Source organism: Rahnella perminowiae (assembly GCF_019049695.1).
Taxonomy (GTDB): domain Bacteria; phylum Pseudomonadota; class Gammaproteobacteria; order Enterobacterales; family Enterobacteriaceae; genus Rahnella; species Rahnella perminowiae.
This window is the reverse complement of record NZ_JAFMOT010000171.1, coordinates 1-18961: the sequence shown is the minus strand read 5'-3', so window position 1 is coordinate 18961 and position 18961 is coordinate 1. Positions and strand designations below refer to the sequence as shown.

19 protein-coding genes are annotated in these 18961 nt (G+C 51.4%); 13 read left to right on the top strand and 6 right to left on the bottom strand.

Features of this window, described 5'->3' with window-relative positions:
- Window positions 1–5: 5 nt before the first annotated feature.
- The gene (gene betI, locus J1781_RS09810) at window positions 6–605 is read right to left on the bottom strand and encodes a transcriptional regulator BetI (RefSeq protein WP_129952425.1); all 600 of its coding nucleotides are present in this window, start codon (window positions 603–605) and stop codon (window positions 6–8) included.
- Between the two features lie 235 nt (window positions 606–840).
- On the opposite strand from betI, the gene J1781_RS09805 reads away from it, so the two are divergent.
- Window positions 841–2895: a choline transporter gene (locus J1781_RS09805; protein WP_217233489.1), complete on the top strand. Its 2055-nt coding sequence runs from the start codon at window positions 841–843 to the stop codon at window positions 2893–2895.
- A gap of 109 nt (window positions 2896–3004) precedes the next feature.
- On the opposite strand, the gene J1781_RS09800 is transcribed toward J1781_RS09805, so the two are convergent.
- From J1781_RS09800 to J1781_RS09785, 4 genes are all read right to left on the bottom strand, one after another.
- Complete coding sequence (locus J1781_RS09800) at window positions 3005–4117, bottom strand: endonuclease/exonuclease/phosphatase family protein (protein WP_129991245.1); 1113 nt, start codon at window positions 4115–4117, stop codon at window positions 3005–3007.
- A gap of 139 nt (window positions 4118–4256) precedes the next feature.
- The gene (gene eptB / locus J1781_RS09795; protein ID WP_217219486.1) at window positions 4257–5933 is read right to left on the bottom strand and encodes a kdo(2)-lipid A phosphoethanolamine 7''-transferase; all 1677 of its coding nucleotides are present in this window, start codon (window positions 5931–5933) and stop codon (window positions 4257–4259) included.
- Between the two features lie 232 nt (window positions 5934–6165).
- On the bottom strand, window positions 6166–7602 hold the full coding sequence (locus tag J1781_RS09790) for a heavy metal sensor histidine kinase (protein ID WP_129952421.1): 1437 nt from the start codon (window positions 7600–7602) through the stop codon (window positions 6166–6168).
- Window positions 7595–8269, bottom strand: a complete 675-nt coding sequence (locus tag J1781_RS09785) for a heavy metal response regulator transcription factor (protein WP_129991247.1) — start codon at window positions 8267–8269, stop codon at window positions 7595–7597. Before J1781_RS09785 ends, J1781_RS09790 begins: the two co-directional genes overlap by 8 nt.
- Before the next feature lie 213 nt (window positions 8270–8482).
- Here J1781_RS09785 and J1781_RS09780 point away from each other — a divergent pair, with 213 nt between their 5' ends.
- The 3 genes from J1781_RS09780 to J1781_RS09770 are packed head-to-tail and all read left to right on the top strand — an operon-like array spanning window position 8483 to window position 10531.
- Window positions 8483–9106: a hypothetical protein gene (locus tag J1781_RS09780; RefSeq protein ID WP_129952419.1), complete on the top strand. Its 624-nt coding sequence runs from the start codon at window positions 8483–8485 to the stop codon at window positions 9104–9106.
- 26 nt (window positions 9107–9132) lie between these two features.
- Window positions 9133–9774, top strand: coding sequence for a cytochrome b/b6 domain-containing protein (locus J1781_RS09775; RefSeq protein ID WP_217139058.1), 642 nt, complete (start codon window positions 9133–9135; stop codon window positions 9772–9774).
- The gene (locus J1781_RS09770; protein ID WP_217233488.1) at window positions 9767–10531 is read left to right on the top strand and encodes a molybdopterin-dependent oxidoreductase; all 765 of its coding nucleotides are present in this window, start codon (window positions 9767–9769) and stop codon (window positions 10529–10531) included. Before J1781_RS09775 ends, J1781_RS09770 begins: the two co-directional genes overlap by 8 nt.
- Before the next feature lie 94 nt (window positions 10532–10625).
- Here J1781_RS09770 and ompX read toward each other — a convergent pair whose 3' ends face one another.
- On the bottom strand, window positions 10626–11159 hold the full coding sequence (gene ompX / locus J1781_RS09765; protein WP_013574702.1) for an outer membrane protein OmpX: 534 nt from the start codon (window positions 11157–11159) through the stop codon (window positions 10626–10628).
- Between the two features lie 397 nt (window positions 11160–11556).
- Here ompX and rhtA point away from each other — a divergent pair, with 397 nt between their 5' ends.
- The 9 genes from rhtA (at window position 11557) to glnQ (ending at window position 18554) form a co-directional block, all read left to right on the top strand.
- Window positions 11557–12543: a threonine/homoserine exporter RhtA gene (rhtA, locus tag J1781_RS09760; RefSeq protein WP_129952416.1), complete on the top strand. Its 987-nt coding sequence runs from the start codon at window positions 11557–11559 to the stop codon at window positions 12541–12543.
- Between the two features lie 186 nt (window positions 12544–12729).
- Entirely contained in the window at window positions 12730–13293 is a 564-nt protein-coding gene (locus tag J1781_RS09755; RefSeq protein WP_129952415.1) for a fasciclin domain-containing protein, read from the top strand.
- Between the two features lie 65 nt (window positions 13294–13358).
- A complete protein-coding gene (locus tag J1781_RS09750; RefSeq protein ID WP_129952414.1) occupies window positions 13359–13940 on the top strand; it encodes a sigma-70 family RNA polymerase sigma factor in 582 nt (193 codons plus the stop codon).
- Window positions 13937–14614 (top strand): anti-sigma factor, encoded by a 678-nt coding sequence (locus tag J1781_RS09745; protein WP_129952413.1) that lies wholly within the window; start codon window positions 13937–13939, stop codon window positions 14612–14614. The genes J1781_RS09750 and J1781_RS09745 overlap by 4 nt, the downstream gene beginning before the upstream one ends.
- A gap of 413 nt (window positions 14615–15027) precedes the next feature.
- A complete protein-coding gene (gene dps / locus J1781_RS09740) occupies window positions 15028–15531 on the top strand; it encodes a DNA starvation/stationary phase protection protein Dps (RefSeq protein WP_129952412.1) in 504 nt (167 codons plus the stop codon).
- A gap of 126 nt (window positions 15532–15657) precedes the next feature.
- Window positions 15658–15924: a DksA/TraR family C4-type zinc finger protein gene (locus J1781_RS09735; RefSeq protein ID WP_129991250.1), complete on the top strand. Its 267-nt coding sequence runs from the start codon at window positions 15658–15660 to the stop codon at window positions 15922–15924.
- Window positions 15925–16324: 400 nt separating this feature from the next.
- The gene (gene glnH / locus J1781_RS09730; RefSeq protein ID WP_129952410.1) at window positions 16325–17068 is read left to right on the top strand and encodes a glutamine ABC transporter substrate-binding protein GlnH; all 744 of its coding nucleotides are present in this window, start codon (window positions 16325–16327) and stop codon (window positions 17066–17068) included.
- 107 nt (window positions 17069–17175) lie between these two features.
- Window positions 17176–17835 carry a glutamine ABC transporter permease GlnP gene (gene glnP / locus J1781_RS09725; protein WP_013574682.1) on the top strand — a complete coding sequence of 220 codons (660 nt, stop codon included), beginning with the start codon at window positions 17176–17178 and terminating at the stop codon, window positions 17833–17835.
- Complete coding sequence (glnQ, locus tag J1781_RS09720; protein ID WP_013574681.1) at window positions 17832–18554, top strand: glutamine ABC transporter ATP-binding protein GlnQ; 723 nt, start codon at window positions 17832–17834, stop codon at window positions 18552–18554. Before glnP ends, glnQ begins: the two co-directional genes overlap by 4 nt.
- The last annotated feature ends 407 nt before the right edge of the window (window positions 18555–18961 follow it).

Here is an 18961-nt window from a genome sequence, read left to right as displayed (position 1 = left end):
CCGGTTTACTGCTCAATGGCATGCGGTGCAATCTGCGATTCAATATGGCGGTGTGTAATTTGCATCGCCTCAGCGTGGTTGAACGCTTTACCGCTGAGGGCCCCGCGCAGCCACAAGCCATCAATCAATGCAGCGGTGCTTTGCGCCGCGAGACGCGCCTCATTTTTTGGCAGAAAACGTCTGAATTCAGCACATAAATTTGAATAGAGCCGGCGGCTGTTAACCTGTTGCAGCCGGTACAACTGCGGGTGATGCATGCTGCTCGCCCAGAAGGCCAGCCAGGTTTTCATTGCCGCGCTGTTGGTCTGACTGTCATCAAAGTTGGCTTCGGCAATCGCATGCAACCGCGCCGTCGGTGCGGTATCCGTCAGTTGCGACAGCCGCAACTGTACGCCTTCCCCCAGGTGACTGAGTAAATAACGCATGGTCGCTTCCAGCAGACCGTTCTTGTCACGAAAGTAGTGACTGATGATGCCATTTGAGACGCCAGCACGGCGGGCAATTTGCGAAATCGACGCATCGTGCATCCCGACTTCGTTCACTGCGGCCAGTGTTGCCTCAATTAATTGCTGCCGCCTGATGGGCTGCATTCCTACTTTAGGCATGGTTCCGGCTCCTGAAAATGAGCGGGTTGAACGCGCTTAACAGCCTTTTTTTGCGCTCCTGCTCAACCTTGTTTCAACGCTCTGACGCCCTCTATTTAACTTTTTTTTGATTGAACGTTCAATTAAAAATGCATATATTTTATTACCAATACGTTAGTAATTTGTATGAATTCTGGAACCTTAAAGCATCCAATTTATTGAAAAATAGTGATTAATTAACATAACAGGGGAAAAGATGGCGATTGCCAATACGACAGAGAAAAAGAGCGAAAAACCGCGCGACCAGCTGAACAAGGTGGTGTTTTTCACCTCCGCCGGGCTGATTTTAGCCTTCACATTAATGACCATTTTCTTCACCGGTTTATCGGGAAAATGGATCAGCCTGACCCTTAACTGGGTGTCGGCCACCTTCGGCTGGTATTACATGCTGGCGGCTACGCTGTACATCGTGTTTGTAGTGTTCATAGCCTGTTCACGTTTTGGTTCGATCAAACTGGGCCCTGAACAATCCAAACCCGAATTCAGCATGATGAGCTGGGCCGCAATGCTGTTTGCTGCGGGTATCGGTATCGACCTGATGTTCTTTTCCGTTGCTGAACCGGTGACGCAATACATGTTGCCACCGGAAGGAAACGGGCAAACGCTGGAAGCGGCGCGACAGGCCATGACCTGGACGCTGTTCCACTACGGTCTGACCGGCTGGGCGATGTATGCGCTGATGGGGATTGCACTGGGATATTTCAGCTACCGCTATAATCTGCCGCTGACGATACGTTCGGCGCTGTACCCGATTTTCGGTAAGCGCATTAACGGCCCGATCGGCCACAGTGTGGATATCGCTGCCGTGGTCGGCACTATTTTCGGTATCGCCACGACGCTCGGCATTGGTGTGGTACAGCTTAACTATGGCCTGAAAGTGCTGTTCCACATTCCGGAAAACCTGACCGTGCAGGCCGCACTGATCCTGCTTTCTGTGATTATGGCGACGGTGTCGGTGACATCCGGTGTTAACAAAGGCATCCGTATTCTGTCGGAACTTAACGTGCTGCTGGCGCTGGGGCTGATTCTGTTTTTACTGTTCTTCGGCAATACCGAATTCCTGCTCAATGCGCTGGTGCTCAATATTGGCGATTACATCAACCGCTTTATGGGCATGACGCTTAACACCTTTGCCTTTGACCGCCCGACGGAATGGATGAACAGCTGGACGCTGTTTTTCTGGGCCTGGTGGGTAGCATGGTCGCCGTTTGTCGGCCTGTTCCTGGCGCGTATCTCACGCGGACGCACCATTCGTCAGTTCGTGCTCGGCACGCTGATCATTCCGTTCGTCTTCACCCTGCTGTGGCTGTCAATTTTCGGTAACAGTGCGCTGTATCAGATCCTGCATGGCAATCTGGATTTCGCCAACGAAGTGATTTCACACCCTGAACGCGGCGTTTACAGCCTGCTGGCGCAGTATCCGGGCTTTACGCTGAGCGCGTCCGTTGCGACCATCACCGGCCTGCTGTTTTATGTCACCTCGGCCGATTCCGGCTCGCTGGTGCTGGGTAACTTCACCTCGAAACTGGCAGACATTAACAACGATGCCCCAAACTGGCTGCGGATTTTCTGGTCTGTCACCATCGGTGTGCTGACGTTGGGGATGCTGATGACAGACGGGGTTTCCGCGCTGCAAAACACCACGGTGATTATGGGTCTGCCGTTCAGCTTTGTGATTTTCTTCATCATGGCAGGATTGTATAAATCACTGCGCCTGGAGGATTACCGCCGCGCCAGTACCCAGCAGACTCTGGCACCGCTGCCTGCCACCAGCGACGCGGCGCTGAACTGGAAGCAGCGCCTGTCACGGGTGATGAATTATCCGGGCACACGCCATACGCAGAAAATGATGGACACCGTATGTCGTCCTGCCATGCAGGAAGTGGCGCTGGAACTGGAACTGCGCGGAGCAAAAGTCACGTTTACCGAGCACGGGCCGCAGGAAGACGAGAAAATCGGGCCATTGGAATTACAGGTCGCATTGGGCGAAGAGCAGAATTTTATCTATCAGATCTGGCCGGTACGCTATGCGGTGCCTGCCTTTACCTATCGCGCACGCGCCGGTAAATCACATTATTACCGTCTGGAAACTTTCCTCCTTGAAGGGACACAGGGCAACGACCTGATGGACTTCACTAAACATCAGGTCATCAATGACATTCTGGATCAGTACGAACGTCATCTGAACTTCCTGCATATCAACCGCGAAGCGCCGGGAAACACCCTCACCTTCCCCGAACAACCGGTCTGATACAAGCCCGCCAGAAACCCGCGCAATGCGGGTTTTTTTATACGCATTGACTCCTTTCCCCGAAGAAACGGCATTAACAGCGGCAGCCGCTCACGTTCGCGGATTGTGATTAATGTGCGTAAACCGGCTGGTTAAGCTTTTCAGCTTTGTGCACATCATGACTTTTCACCCCGGCACTGGAGAGTTTTTCTTCCGCTTCCTCAATATCTTCACTGTCGATTTCCAGTGATTCCTGATCGATTCCCTGAGCAGGCGTCAGTGCCAGTTCGACCAGGATAGGAAAGTGATCTGAGCCCATAAATTCAAGACGTTTAAGATCAACCAGTGTGAAATCTTTGCTGTGGAAAACATGATCCAACGGCCAGCGCAGGAACGGATAACTGGCGTGGAACGTGTTGTACATGCCGCGACCGCGACGCGGATCCAGCAGGCCGCTGATTTTCATAAACAGGCGCGTGGTGCGCGACCACGCCACATCGTTCAGGTCACCGGTGACAATCGTCGGGTAAAGCGCTTTGGCGGCGGTATGACCGACGGCGATAAGCTCACCGTCACGCGACGTAGATTCATCCGCTTCGGTCGGGCTGGGCGGCATCGGATGCAGACAGTGCAAAATCACCCGCTCACCCGACGGCAGTTCAGCGCGAAAATGCATAGAAGGAATGTCATCAGCCACCAGATACTGAATCTTCGCTGCGTGCATCGGCAGGCGCGAATACACATGCATACCGTACAGATTATCAAGCGGGCAGCGCAGGCTGTGCGGATAACTGGCATCCAGTTCTGCCATCTGATCTTCCCACCACTGATCAGTTTCCAGTAGCACCAGAATATCCGGCTGATAATGCCTGACCTGCGCCAGTAATTTTTCCGGATCACGGTTAGTGGTCAGCACGTTGCTGTTCATGATCTTGATACGCGAATGGCCGTTGGGGACCGTTTTCTTCACCTGAACCGGATACAGGCGGGTATAAGGCAAAATCCACCAGCTCTGATACGCCATGCATCCCACGGTCAGGATGATAACGGTGGTGGTGATCGCATCACCGAACGGCATGATCGCCAGTTCGGTCAGCAAAAAAAACAGACACAGGGAGGCCATCTGTAACCGCGGAAAATCCCAGACCCGCACCCACCAGCGCTGATTTTTAGAAAGAGGAAGGAGCGTCAGCAAAGTCATAATGACCGTCAGTCCGCAAATGATGATTCGTAACGCTTGCATCGGTTATCAACCCTGATAAAAAAGCAAAAATAATACCCGCCATAGACGGGTATTTGTTGTTAACCGATTGTGACTGAAAAACAGGGAGATGTCGCCGCCTTCTCCCCTGATCAGAAAAAGGCGACAGATTTAGCCAGGATTATTTTGTTGCGGCGGCCTGTTCAGGCACATGGCACCAGTTATGCTGTTCGACAATCCCGCCATTTGGCGAGGTATAACCGATACAGCCCAGAATAGAGTCATACAGCTTTTCATGGAAAACAGGCGTTTTCGCGACAGCCAGTTTTTGCAGCTGTTCGAAACTGGCCTTGTTCTGATCATTGGACAGGAATTTGTCTGATGCCCAGACCATGATCGGCACGGCACGTTGCTCAGCCGGCGCATGATCACGCGGTGTACCGTGGAAGTGCATGCTTTTGGAAATCGACTCACCGTGATCGGAGGCATAGAACACAATCGCATTCTTGTCGCGCAATTGATCAAACACTTGTGACAGGAAGTAATCGGTATACAGCAGGGAATTATCGTAAGCGTTGATCATTTCCTCGGTAGAACAGGAATCATCGATGCCCATACATTCCGGCTTATATTTGGCAAAAGAACGCGGATAGCGGTCTGAATACAGGTAATGCGACCCCTTGGTATGCAGGATAATCAGGTGCTTACCTTTGGGATGATTGTTCATCGAGTCTTTCATTTCATCGATGAGCAACATGTCATCCACCGGTTTACCGGCGTTGCGTTTCTCAGAGGCAATGTTTTCACGCAGCGAATAATCATCCGCACGGGTTTTGTTATAGAACCAGGCTTCGCTCTGCATAGAATAAAGCTCTGAACTCCAGCCATTGCTTTTCAGCACGGAAAATACGTTCATTTCTTTCAGGGTACGCTGGGGTTCTTCAGAGGCCCCGCCTTCACGCACAAACATACAGCGCAGGGAAAGCTTGGTGGCGGTGTCACAGGAATAACCCTGCAGGGCGACCAGATTTTTCTCTTTGTCGAGATTGGGCGTGTTGTCACGATCGTAGCCATACAGCCCCATGTGGTCGCGGCGGGCGCTCTCACCGATCACAAACACCACATACATATCTTTGGCATCCGCTGGTGCGGTATACGTGAAGTGTTTGGCCGGATCGAACAGATTTTTGGTGTCTTCCGCCTGACTGTAGCTGCTGTAAGAATATAAACCCAGTGCTGAAAGCCAGTTGGATGGCGAATAGGTTCCGGCCACCACACCGCCGTAACTCGCCATCATGCGGTTGTTCACGATGTCGTGGCGATCCTGCACTTTGCCCATCAGTTGCAGCGGCATGTAACAAAGCAGGCCGGAGACCGCGAGCAGCAAGGTTCTGACCGCCAGTTTTTTAAGGGTTGTTTGTTTCAGTGCCGCGCCCGGCATTTTGCCCAGCCACAGCAACAGCACCGGCAACAAACTCACCAGTACTGTCCAGGCGATGAAATGTGTCCCGATAGATTCTTTCGATAAATCAATGGAATCAGACGCCAGCGCCGCCGCTAAAATTCCGTAGCCGATATCGACGTTAAACAGAATCATGTAGTAGCTGGCGGCGGCAGAAGAAATCACGATGGCGCTCATCAGCACACGGAAAACCGTTTTTCCGGTATATGACAGCAACATACACAGGAAGTAGACCAGCGCAAAACAGGCCACCATTTCAACAGCAATCGACAAGGCATTGTCATACTGCAATTGCTGATAACGACGGATAAAAATCGGAAGGTTTAGCAGAAGCCCGAGATAAAGTGCAATGAACAAAGAAATGCTCTGTTGCGAAAGTGAACGAATTTTATGCATTAGAAATAACTGGCTCTTTTGTGAGTCTGGTTGCGTCGTACTGACCGCTCGTACCGGAGGTGGGACCCCACTCCTTAGGACATTCAGACTCCAGGCTGGGCATTTTCGTTCAAACTGAATGACGAGTTCCAATGTGATAATGTAACAAACTTAACGAATTCCTTATATTTCAATAACATGAAAATGAAGGATTCCCCTCTATTTTACACAATTTTTCTCATTTATTGAGTCACTATTGAGGAAACTTATGATTGGCCCCGGGAAAAGACAGCGTGAAGCATGTTTCTCCCTGTGCTGAGCTGGTCATGCTTACACTTCCGCGATGCAATGCCATGATGGCCTGAACAATCGATAATCCAAGACCGCTGGAACTGCCGCCTTCACTGCGTGAGGCATCTGCCCGATAAAAACGATCAAAGAGTTTTGCACATTTTTCCGGCGGAACCTGATCGCCCTGACTGATCACATGAATATCCATGCCCCGGGCGTGCGGTTCAGCGCGCAGCTCAATCGGACTTCCCTCCCGGCCATAACGCACTGCATTGGCAACCAGATTGCTGAGTGCACGCTGGAACAACATGGCATCGGCATACAGCACGCCTGTACCTTTACCGTTCAGCGTCATACCGCGTTCTTCCGCCAGACCCTCAAAATATTCCTGAATACGGGTCATTTCAGAAGAAACATCAATGGTGGTGATGGTCAGGACGGAGCGCGCATCTGAAGCCCGCGCCAGAAACAGGATGTTTTCCACCATACGGGAAATACGTTCCAGCTCTTCCATATTGTTCGCCAGCAGTGTTTCATATTCTTCCACCGTGCGCGGCTGGTATAACGCCACCTGACAATGCCCCATCAGCGCCCCTACCGGCGTACGGATTTCATGCGCCAGATCGGCGGAAAATTGCGTCAGTCGCTGATACCCTCCGGCGAGCCGGTCGAGCATATCGTTGAAAGAATAAATTAATTGCTGCAATTCCTGCGGTGCATTTTCAGAAGACAGTCGCGTAGACAAACTGGCCGGATGGATCTGCGCCGCCTCATGCGCCATATTGCGCAGCGGCCGTAATCCGCGGCGGATCACCAGATAACCCAGAACGGCAATCAGCAAATAAGCGAATAGCACCGCCCCGGTAATTTCCCAACGAAAAGTCTGTAACAGATGCGACTCCTCGGTCATGAAATGCGCGCCGGTGATTTCAACCGTCCGCCCGTCCTGGATTTGTACCGCCGCACGGGCAAAGCGTACCGGCGTGCCATCCGGTGCGGTGAGGTGATGCACTGTATTCAGCGTCAGCGGATAACCGTCCGGCACGGCCACCACCGGCGGCAATTCCAGCCGGGATGGATTGACGTTGATCAGCGGCTTCTCACCGGACAAACGAAACGTCAGGATATCGCGCTCGTTACCGAGCATATTTTCAAACAGGCCGGGATTACGGCTGAGCTGCGACAGCGGAAATTCGTTGGCAAGCAGATGACGGAAATACTGAACGCGGCCGCTGACCTGATAATCTGCACGGCGTACCAGTTCTTTATCCATCGAGTAATAGAGATAAAAACCAACAGCGCTGACGACCAGTGAGGCGATCAGCGCAAACAGTAAGGTGGCGCGAAGCGTCAGCGACATGCCGCGCTCAGGGAGTGGAGTAAATTGCCGATCAGTCATGTCGCACTTCGCACACATAACCAATCCCGCGCACGGTATGGATAAGTTTCACCTCAAAGGTGCGGTCAACTTTGCCACGCAGGCGCTTAATGGCAACATCCACCACGTTGGTATCGCTGTCGAAATTCATGTCCCAGACCTGTGAGGCGATCATCGTCCGCGACAGCACTTCCCCCTCGCGACGCATCAGCAACTGCAGCAACATGAATTCCTTGTTGGTCAGCGCAATGGCCTGATCCTGACGGGTGACACGACGGCGCAACACATCAAGATTCAGGTCTGCCACCGAATAGATATCGGGTTCGCGGGTGGCCGGGCGGCGCAGTAATGTACGGATACGCAACACCAGTTCGGTGAAGGAGAACGGCTTGATGAGATAATCGTCAGCGCCCAGTTCCAGCCCGTGAATGCGATCCTGCACCTCATCGCGGGCGGTGAGAAACAGCACCGGCACGTCGCTTTTTTTGCGCAGGACTTCCATCACCTGCCAGCCGTCCAGCCCCGGCAGCATAACATCGAGGATCACCGCATCGTAACCGTCTTCCAGCGCCAGAAACAGGCCATCAGCACCGTTACGCGCCAGATCCACGCTGTAACCTGCTTCTGTCAGTCCTTTTTTCAGGTAGTCGCCTGTACTGACATCGTCTTCAATCACCAGTATTCGCATTCAGGCCCCCAGCGCCGTATGACCATTCACCTAAAGAATGATTCATCTGAAAGTTTATCAGTTTCGTCAGTCATCTTTGATGACAATTTTGTCATCAATTTGTCATCAGCCAATACCGGTTTATCGTCCACTCTTAAGGAAGTTATCCATCACTGGCAGGTTCAGTGATTCATCTAACAGAATGAAATAACGCTGGAAAATGGAGAGTTAATTATGAATGCACCAACACGTATCGCTGGTTTGTTACTGGGTTCCCTGCTGATGTGCAGCGGAATGACATCCGCTTTTGCCGCCGATAATGTGATTAAACCCACACGCGGAACCATTGATTCAGTTAATGACTCATCAGTACAAATCACCACCCGTCAGGGTGAAAAACTTGACGTTAAACTGACCGATCAGACCAAAATCAATGCCGTCACCAAAGGCAACATCAGCGATATCAAAGCGGACAGCTTTATCGGGACGGCAGCCGTTCCGCAGGCTAACGGCACGCTGAAAGCGCTGGAGGTCCACGTCTTCGCACCCAGCCTGCGCGGCAGCGGTGAAGGCTTCAATCCGTTTGAATCCGCCGATGGCAAAATCAATACCATGACCAACGGCACCGTCGGCAAGCTGGTGAACAGCAACGGCCGCACCCTGACCGTGAAATATCACGATGCTGAGAAAACTGTCGTCGTGCCTGACGATGTGCCGGTTGTTCTGCTGGCACCGGGCGACCGCAGCCTGCTGAAACCGGGCACTAAAATCGTATTGTTTGCCATGAAAGATGACAAAGGTGCGCTGGTTGCCCGTGGTATTGCTGCCGGTAAAGACGGCATCGCGCCTCCGATGTAATCCGGCCAGTCAACAGGAGATTAAGCGTGAAACCTCAGCTCTCATTACCCCGAAAACGCCGGATCCATTCCTGGCCGGTTCGTATCTGTCATTGGATCAATGTGCTGGCAATGATCGGCATGGTGATGAGCGGCTGGGGGATTTATAACGCCGATCCGCTTTTCGCTTTCACTTTTCCGCAAAACACTACCCTCGGCGGCTGGCTGGGCGGCAATATAGCCTGGCATCTGGCGGTGATGTGGCTGCTGGCGGCTAATGCCCTGCTCTATCTGGTGTGGGGTATTTTCAGCGATCATTTCAGGCGTGACTTTTTTCCCTTTTCGCCCCGCTCTGTCTGGCGCGATACCGTTCGTGCACTGACATTCAGGCTCCCTCACAAGCCCGGTCAGTACAACGCCGTGCAAAAGCTGATGTACAGCGGAGTTTTATTGCTGGGCGCACTGCTGGTGCTGTCGGGTTTGTCCATCTGGAAACCGGTGCAGTTCAGCGGGCTGGTCTGGCTGTTTGGCGGTTTTGATATCGCGCGTTATGTGCATTTCTTTGCGATGAGCGGCGTGCTGCTGTTTGTCATTATTCACGTACTGATGGTCCTGCTGGTGCCTGAAACCTTCGTGGCAATGCTGACCGGCGGCAAAAAAATAAGCACGGAGGACCACGCCGATGAGTGAAAAACCACAACGGCCAAAAATTATTCTTGAGCCCGATCAGCGCAAACAACTGGTCAATGTCCAGCGCCGTTTATTACTGCGGTCAGGGCTGACGCTCGGTGCCGTTTCGATGCTGACGGGCTGCAATTTGCAGGACGGTGATCAGGTCGATAAGGTGCTATGGGCAATGTCCCGCTGGAATGACCGGGTTCAAAGCTGGCTGTTCGGCGGCCTGAAACTGGCGCAAACCTACCGCGCGGATCAGATCACCACGCCATTTCGTTTCAACGCTTATTATCCCGAATACAACGTACCGGAAATCGACATCCCTAATTACCGGCTGGAGGTTTCGGGTCTGGTACAAAAGAAAGCTGCGTGGACGCTGGAACAATTACAGCGCCTGCCACAGGAAAGCCAGATCACCCGGCTGATTTGCATTGAAGGCTGGAGCGCAATTGGTCAGTGGAAAGGTGTGCCGCTGAAAACCTTCCTGCAACAGGTTGGCGCGGATCTGACGGCCAAATATGTGGGCTTCAAATGCGATGACCGCTATTATTCCAGTATCGATATGGCAACGGCGCTACATCCGCAAACCATTCTGGCGCTGGATTTTGGTGGTAAACCCTTACCGCCCGATTTCGGTTATCCGTTACGCCTGCGCATGCCCACCAAACTCGGCTTTAAAAACGCCAAGCATATCGGCGCGATTTTCGTGACCAATGAATACCCCGGCGGCTACTGGGAAGATCAGGGCTATAACTGGTACAGCGGAATTTGACAGGTATAAAAAACAGGCATAAAAAAACCGCTCAGCTGAGCGGTTTTCGTTTTCGCGGGAGGGTAACGGCAAAGCGTTACGCTGCGGCGAAGAATTAGAAGCTGTAACCCACGCCTGCGATCCAGGTACCCACATCCACACTGCGGATACGGGACTGTTCGTAGGACACGTCCAGAGCAACGTTCTGGATTGGGTTGAACTGCAGACCAGCACCGTAAGAGAAGCCGTAATCGCTGGTGTCATTTTTTTCACGGTTAGCAGTAGATGCTGCTGCTTCGTTGTACTGGAATTTACCGTAGCCAACACCCACAACACCGTAGATGGAAACCCAGTCAGCCAGACGGTAAGCAGGACCCGCAGTCAGACCGTAGTATTGTGCTTTACGGTAGTCGCCAGATGCCGGGGAGCTGTCATCTTCGATGTAAGTGAAAGAACCGATAGCGCCCAGTGGGTTGCTATCTTGTTCCCAACGGTATTTTAAGTTGAAGCCGTTTGCTTTGTTAGCAACGCCTTGTGCGTCACCCTGAGCGTAGCCAGCAGTTACGGTGCTGGTGTCAGCGAAAGCGCTGGAAGAAACGCCCAGAGCAACTACGCAAGCTAATGCGGAAAGACATGCAATTTTTTTCATAAACCACCTCAAAAAGAGAAACCAAAGTAACCTTCACGTTTGAAAATATAACAAAAACCAGTGTGAAACTCTGCCTCAATTAAGGTGTCCAAAGCATCATATGGTGTAACAGGAAGTTTCCAGTAAGTCCTATCCTTTTAATTTTATTGATATTTTAGCCCCATAAACTATAAGGTAAACTTATTGAACTTTTTGAGATTAGCAGATAATTCCTAAAATTATGCTTAAAAAAACACCGCTTTTTGCGTCTTTTTAACAGAAACGTTCCGGAAAAAACTTTTCTTTGAGGATTTTTTCTCACCACATTTCCCTCTACACTGACAGCACTTTACCTTTCTTTTCAAAACTATAAATCTTGAGTTTGCGGATTCATGGATCACCTCAAAAGGCGCAAAGGATGACACAGTCAGGACAACATCAGCCGCAGGAACCGCAGAACACGCTGCAGACGGCGACGCATAACAACAGCCCGCCAGTTCCAGTGTTAGCAAAAAAAACCTCACCGCTGATAGCGATTTTATTGTTACTGATCGCCATGTTGTCATTACAAGGCGGGGCGTCGCTGGCCAAAACGCTTTTCCCGGTAGTCGGTCCGCAAGGTGTCACGGCATTACGTCTTGGGCTCGGCTCTGTTTTATTACTTCTCTATTTTCGTCCGTGGCGTCTGAAAATGCGCGGCGGTAATTTGCGTGCGCTGCTGATGTATGGACTGGCGCTGGGCTGTATGAACTATTCGTTCTATCTGGCCCTGCAAACGGTCCCGCTGGGCATTGCCGTTGCGCTGGAATTTACCGGCCCGCTGGCAGTCGCGATGTTCTCCTCGCGACGCCCGGTAGATTTCATCTGGGTAGTACTGGCTGTGACGGGGTTGCTGTTGCTGTTGCCTCTCGGGCAAAGTGCTGGCGGTGTTGATCTCAAAGGCGCGTGCTTTGCGCTGATCGCCGGTGCCTGCTGGGCCGTTTATATCCTCGCAGGACAACGCGCAGGCAGCAGTTACGGGCCGGGTACCGCGGCGATGGGGTCACTGATTGCCGCGTTAATTTTCTTCCCGATTGGGGCAGTACAGGCTCACACCTCTATTTTTAGTTGGGAGATTTTACCGCTCGGTTTGCTGATCGCCCTGCTCACTTCTGCCATTCCTTATTCCCTGGAAATGATGGCGCTGACCAAATTGCCAGCCAAAACCTTCGGCACGCTGATGAGCATGGAACCGGCAATGGCGGCACTTTCGGGCATTATCTTCCTCGGTGAATTCCTGACCGCGACCCAGTGGATGGGTCTGGCAGCGATTATCGCGGCGTCGGCAGGTTCCACACTCACTATCCAGCGGAAGACCAAAATCGAGACAGTCGATATTCCCGGCAACCATCCTTCTGGCAAATAATCCTGCCCCTGCAACACATAAAGCCACGTTTGACCGACGTGGCTTTTTCTTTTCAATCAACAGGTTGAAAATATTTTTCATGTAATTCGTTTTTTTATCGTTTTTCCTGCATCCAAAAGCGGGGGGTGATTCGTATGTATAGATGTGAGGCAAGACCTTACCTACTCAACTCCCAAGGACACCATCATGAAAACATTAATCCGTACCGCTATCTGTGCTTCTCTTCTGCTGAGCACCGCGTCAATGGCTGCAATGATGTCCCAAAGCACCACCATGGTCGGTGGTGCAGAAATGTACCCGTCCAAAAATATCGTAGAAAACGCCCTTAACTCGAAAGACCACACCACGCTTGTCGCTGCCGTGAAAGCCGCCGGTCTGGTAGATACCTTGCAAGGTAAAGGTCCGTTCACCGTATTCGCCCCGACCAATGCCGCCTTCGCAAAATTACCGGCAGGCACCGTGGATAATTTGGTGAAACCTGAAAATAAAGCCACCCTGACCAGCATCCTGACCTATCACGTCGTGGCCGGTAAATATGAAATGAAGGATCTCGAAAAACTGCTGAAAAAAGGTAACGGCACAGCGGAACTGAAAACCGTTAACGGCCAGCCGCTGTGGATCCTCAACAACGGCCCGCACAATATTCAGCTCAAAGACGCCAAAGGGAATATCGCCAATATCAGTACTTATGATGTCCAGCAGAAGAACGGTGTGATCGACGTCATTGATACCGTGCTGATGCCAAAATAATACCGGCTATACTGAGTGCATGATTTCTCTTATGAAACAGCATCTCAGCAAGTCAGGACGGGCGAATGCATGACAATCTTTTAATAAAGCCAACACCAGAGAAAGCGCTGGAAATCCAGCGGGAACTGATGAACGCGATGGCCGTTGGTGACCGACAGGCATTTGAACAATTATACCGTCTGACGTCACCCCGGCTGTTCGCCGTTGCATTACGTATGTTGCGGCGACATGCCTGGGCAGAAGAAGTATTGCACGACAGCTATATCACCGCGTGGAATCGCGCTGCCTCGTACAATCCGGCACTCAGTTCCCCGATGACCTGGCTCACCCATATTGTCCGCAACCGCGCTATCGACTGGATGCGCGGAAGCGACAACCAGTTAGATGAACTGGATGAGACAATGAGTGACGGTGATGCCAGCGACCATGATGAACCCTTGCAACGGCTGCAACAGGACAGTGATGCCAAAATTTTGGCCGCCTGCCTTGCACACCTGCCTGCCGAACAAAGACAAAGCCTGATCCTTGCCTATTATCAGGGCCTGTCGCACGGCGAGGTCTCATCGCATCTTCAACAACCTCTGGGGACGATCAAAAGCTGGATCCGTCGCGCCCTGGATCACTTAAAGAGCTGCGTAGGATTATGAAAAGCAGAAGCCATTATCATGCCGCCCTCGCGGCTGAATATGCGCTCGGCACCTTGCGCGGCGCGGCACGGATTCAGTTTGAGCAAAAAATGCAGGCCGACCCTGAACTGGCGGCCGAAGTGGCCCGCTGGCAGGAAGCCTTCACGCAACTGGATAATCAGATAACCCCGGTCATCCCGCCAGCCTCGGTGTGGAAACGCATTCAGCATAACCTTGCGCTGCAACCGACAAGAGTTCCGGTAACGGCACGACGACCGGTGCGGGCTTATATGGGCTGGGCACTGGCCGCCGGGCTGGCCGCCTTATTGTTGATCCCACGCTTACTGGTTCAACCGCAAGCGCCGATGCCGGTGGCAATACTGGCCAGCAGCAACGCGCCGCAGGCCGGGCAATGGGTGGTCAGTGCTGACAGGAGCACCCGCAGTTTGTTGCTGACACCGATTAATGCGCAGAATATCGCCGCAGACCACAGCCTCGAACTGTGGGCCATTGCGCCGGGCGGCAAGCCGCATTCTCTCGGGTTACTGAATACGCAGCAACCGACACAACTGGCGCTGGCAACGAACATGCCGGATGCGGGCTTTACGCTGGCGATAAGCCTTGAGCCTCGCGGCGGTTCTCCGACGGGGCAACCCACAGGTGCCGTATTGTATAGCGGTGCGATGGCGCTTTGAAGGCAACACGCGCTGATTAACGGCGGGGATTATCCCGCCGTTATATTTCCCCTAATGAATACTTCAGGTTGTTACCTTTTATTATTCCTATGCCCTGCCGGAAAAAACCTGATAAAGATATATCCGCATACTGTCACTTACACTTAAAAATATCCTGACTCCCGTAATGAAAATAATTATCAGTCCTGATTTATTTTATCCGGGTAATAGCAGATGAAGTTCCGGATGAATCCTATCTACCTTATAAATCAGCATGATAATTTAAAAGCGAACCTGTTGCAGAGCTTATAAGTCATACGCTATCAGAACGATAGGAATGGTCGCCCTGCAATTTTTCAATTTATTGCTATACTGAATACAGTTATGAAATACATTAATAGCAATTAATTTTAATGAAACAAGGAGATATGTATATGAGTACCGCTAAACTGGTCAAAACGAAATCTTCTGAGCTTATCTATACACGCAATGATTTAGATGAAAGCGTCAAACTCAATACTATCAAGGTGCTGAACCGTCTGGTGACCGAATACATCGACCTGTCACTGATCACCAAGCAGGCACACTGGAATATGCGTGGTGCAAACTTTATTGCCGTACACGAAATGCTTGATGGCTTCCGTACCGCGATCATCGATCATCAGGACACCATTGCAGAACGTATTGTGCAGTTAGGCGGCGTGGCGTTGGGTACCGTTCAGGTTGTTAACGATAAAACTCCCCTGAAGAGCTATCCGACCAATATCCATAGCGTGCAGGAACACCTGAAAGCCCTGGCAGAACGTTATGGCGTCGTCGCTAATGACACGCGCAAAGCCATAAGCGAAGTCGAAGATGAAGACACCGCCGATATTTTCACTGCCGCATCGCGCGACCTGGATAAATTCCTGTGGTTCATCGAATCAAATATCGAATAATCAGCGCCCCGGTAGCTGAAGGCATGTAAACGCAGCTACCCTACTTCTTCAAGTTCAGTACAAAACGGGCAGATGATAATCATCTGCCCGTTTTACCTTTTTACGAACCCTTGCGGGGAGGTCATAATGGCAAGCGGATGGGCGCAAGATGGCGCCGTGCAGGAACAGATTGATTCTACGGTAAATGATGCGGTTGATCGCGCACGTCAGTCTCTCGGGCATGGCGAAAGTGCGCATTACTGTAAAGAGTGTGGTGACCCGATCCCGGAGGCACGCCGTAAAGCGCTTCAGGGCGTGCAGTACTGCGTCACCTGTCAGGCAGTGCTGGATAAAAAGCAGCAGGATCACGCTGGCTACAACCGACGCGGCAGCAAAGACAGTCAGCTACGCTAATATTTTGTCATATGTCAGACTGCACCATTATGGTTCAATGAAAGTCCTACCCCCCGTTATTATCTCCCCCTCATTGATATATTTGCTTCAAAATTGAGCACACATTTTACTCATGTATCAATAAAGTTAGAGCAAGTTATCATTTGAGCAGCGTAGTTGTTAATTAATGATTGTTTAAAATACAAGATATGGTTAATGATAAAACCACGCACCATAAGAGAACATTGCCACATGTAACAATGCACTCATTTGGTGCTAACCGGCTTTCAATCACTGCTTAAACGGTTCAGCAACGCGATAAAACATTGAATTTTAATAAATATAAAATTTGGCATAAATATTGCATTATAGCGCCGTAACATAAAGTCGTTCCCATAATATGTACAAAGGAAATTCCCTGATGAAGTCACTCTTAAAAGTTTCCCTGGCCGCGTTAACCCTGGCCTTTGCCGTTAGCTCACACGCAGCAGACAAAAAATTGATCGTAGCTACCGACACTGCGTTTGTACCGTTTGAATTCAAACAAGGCGACAAGTATGTCGGCTTCGACATTGACCTGTGGGACGCGGTCGCAAAAGAGATGAAAGTCTCCTATGAACTGAAACCGATGGACTTCGGCGGCATCATTCCTGCCCTGCAGACACACAACATCGATCTGGCGCTGGCGGGGATCACCATCACACCTGAACGTAAAAAAGCCATCGACTTCTCTGACGGCTATTACAACAGCGGCCTGATGGTGATGGTTAAGAGCAATAACGACAGCATCAAAAGTGTGGCTGATCTGAAAGGCAAAACCGTTGCAGTGAAAAGCGGCACCAGCTCCGTTGATTACATGAAAGCTAACGTACAGACCAAAGATCTGCGTCAGTTCCCGAACATCGACAGCGCTTATATGGAACTGGGCACTGGCCGTGCTGATGCGGTAATGCACGACACGCCAAATATCCTGTACTTCATCAAAACGGCCGGTAAAGGTCAGTTCAAAGCAGTCGGTGATTCACTGGCTGGACAGCAGTACGGTATTGCTTTCCCGCAAGGCAGTGACCTGCGTGAAAAAGCCAACGCGGCGCTCAAAACCATCAAAGAGAATGGGACTTACGCGGCGATCTACAAAAAATGGTTTGATAGCGAACCTAAATAAGCCCTTTTTCATTTAAGTCTTTCCTTTTTCAGAAAGAGCACTTGATAAGAAGCGCCTGCCAGCGATGCTGACCAGGCGCAGTTTGTTGTTATACCAGGAGATAATCCATGCAGTTTGACTGGAGCGTAATTTGGCCCGCTCTGCCTATCCTGCTCGAAGGCGCCAAAATGACATTGTGGATTTCGGTCCTCGGTCTGGTTGGCGGCCTGATTATTGGTGTGATTGCGGGCTTTGCCCGCGCGTTCGGTGGCTGGTTTAGCAGCAACGTCGCACTGGTGTTTATCGAGCTTATTCGCGGCACGCCTATCGTCGTACAGGTGATGTTCATTTATTTCGCACTGCCGATGATGGTGCCCGATCTGCGGATCGACCCTTTCAGCGCGGCGGTGGTGACGATCATCATCAACTCCGGTGCTTATATCGCTGAAATTACACGAGGCGCGGTGTTGTCGATTCACAACGGTTTCCGTGAAGCCGGTCTGGCGCTGGGCCTGTCGCGCCGTGCGACGCTACGTTACATCATCATGCCGCTGGCATTGCGCCGTATGCTGCCACCGCTAGGTAACCAGTGGATTGTGAGTATCAAGGATACGTCGCTGTTTATCGTTATCGGTGTGGCCGAACTGACCCGTCAGGGCCAGGAAATTATTGCCGGTAACTTCCGCGCTATGGAAATCTGGAGTGCGGTTGCTGTTATCTATCTGATCATCACGCTGGCTCTGAGCTTTGTTCTGCGCCGCTTAGAACGCAAACTGAAAATTATATGATTGAATTCAAGAACGTCTCAAAACACTTTGGTAAAACCCAGGTGCTCCACGACATCGATCTGAACATTTCTCAGGGAGAAGTCGTGGTTATCATCGGGCCATCCGGCTCCGGTAAATCCACGCTGTTGCGTTGCATCAATAAGCTGGAAGAAATCACGTCCGGTGAACTGATTGTCGATGGCCTGAAAGTGAATGATCCGAAAGTGGATGAACGTCTGATCCGCCAGGAAGCCGGTATGGTGTTCCAGCAGTTCTATCTGTTTCCGCACATGACGGCGCTGGAAAACGTGGCTTTCGGCCCGATCCGCGTTCGTGGTGCGTCGAAGGATGAAGCCAATAAACTGGCGAAAGAGTTGCTGGCAAAAGTGGGCCTGTCTGAACGCGCCAACCACTATCCGTCAGAGCTTTCCGGTGGCCAACAGCAGCGTGTGGCAATTGCCCGTGCTCTGGCGGTGAAACCTAAACTGATGCTGTTTGATGAGCCAACCTCTGCGCTCGATCCTGAACTGCGTCACGAAGTGCTGACCGTCATGAAACAACTGGCGGAAGAAGGCATGACGATGGTTATCGTGACCCATGAAGTCGGCTTCGCCGAGAAAGTGGCATCACGCTTAATCTTTATCGACAAAGGTCGCATTGCAGAAGACGGCAAACCGGCTGATCTGGTGAACAATCCGCCGAGTGAACGTCTGCGTGAGTTCCTGCAACACGTTTCGTGATGCAGAAGGCCGCTGCAACGGGGCGGCTAACCGAACGCTTTCTCACTCGCCGTGAAGGCTTGATCGAGAATATTTCGGTTTTTTCACTCACCGTGAAAGTTGGATTGAGTAAGTTTCGGTTTCTCAAGTGCGGTGATCGCTTAACGCGCTGCGCCGAAACCGCCCAAGAGAGGGAAGTGCTTTCCCTCTCTTGGATCTCTCCCCGCTTTTTTACTCCGCACTTTCGCTGGCTGGCTATGTTCCAGTTATCACAGCGACAGGCGCGAAATCTTGCCGCTTTGCGGTGCCTTCTCTCGGTGTTCGAGCCATAGGTCTCGAACCCGCTCCGTTCAGCAAGCTTTCTGAATCGCCCGTGAGTTTCCACATACTCGATCTGCTCCTCCCCCTGCGAACTGTCTCTTATACAC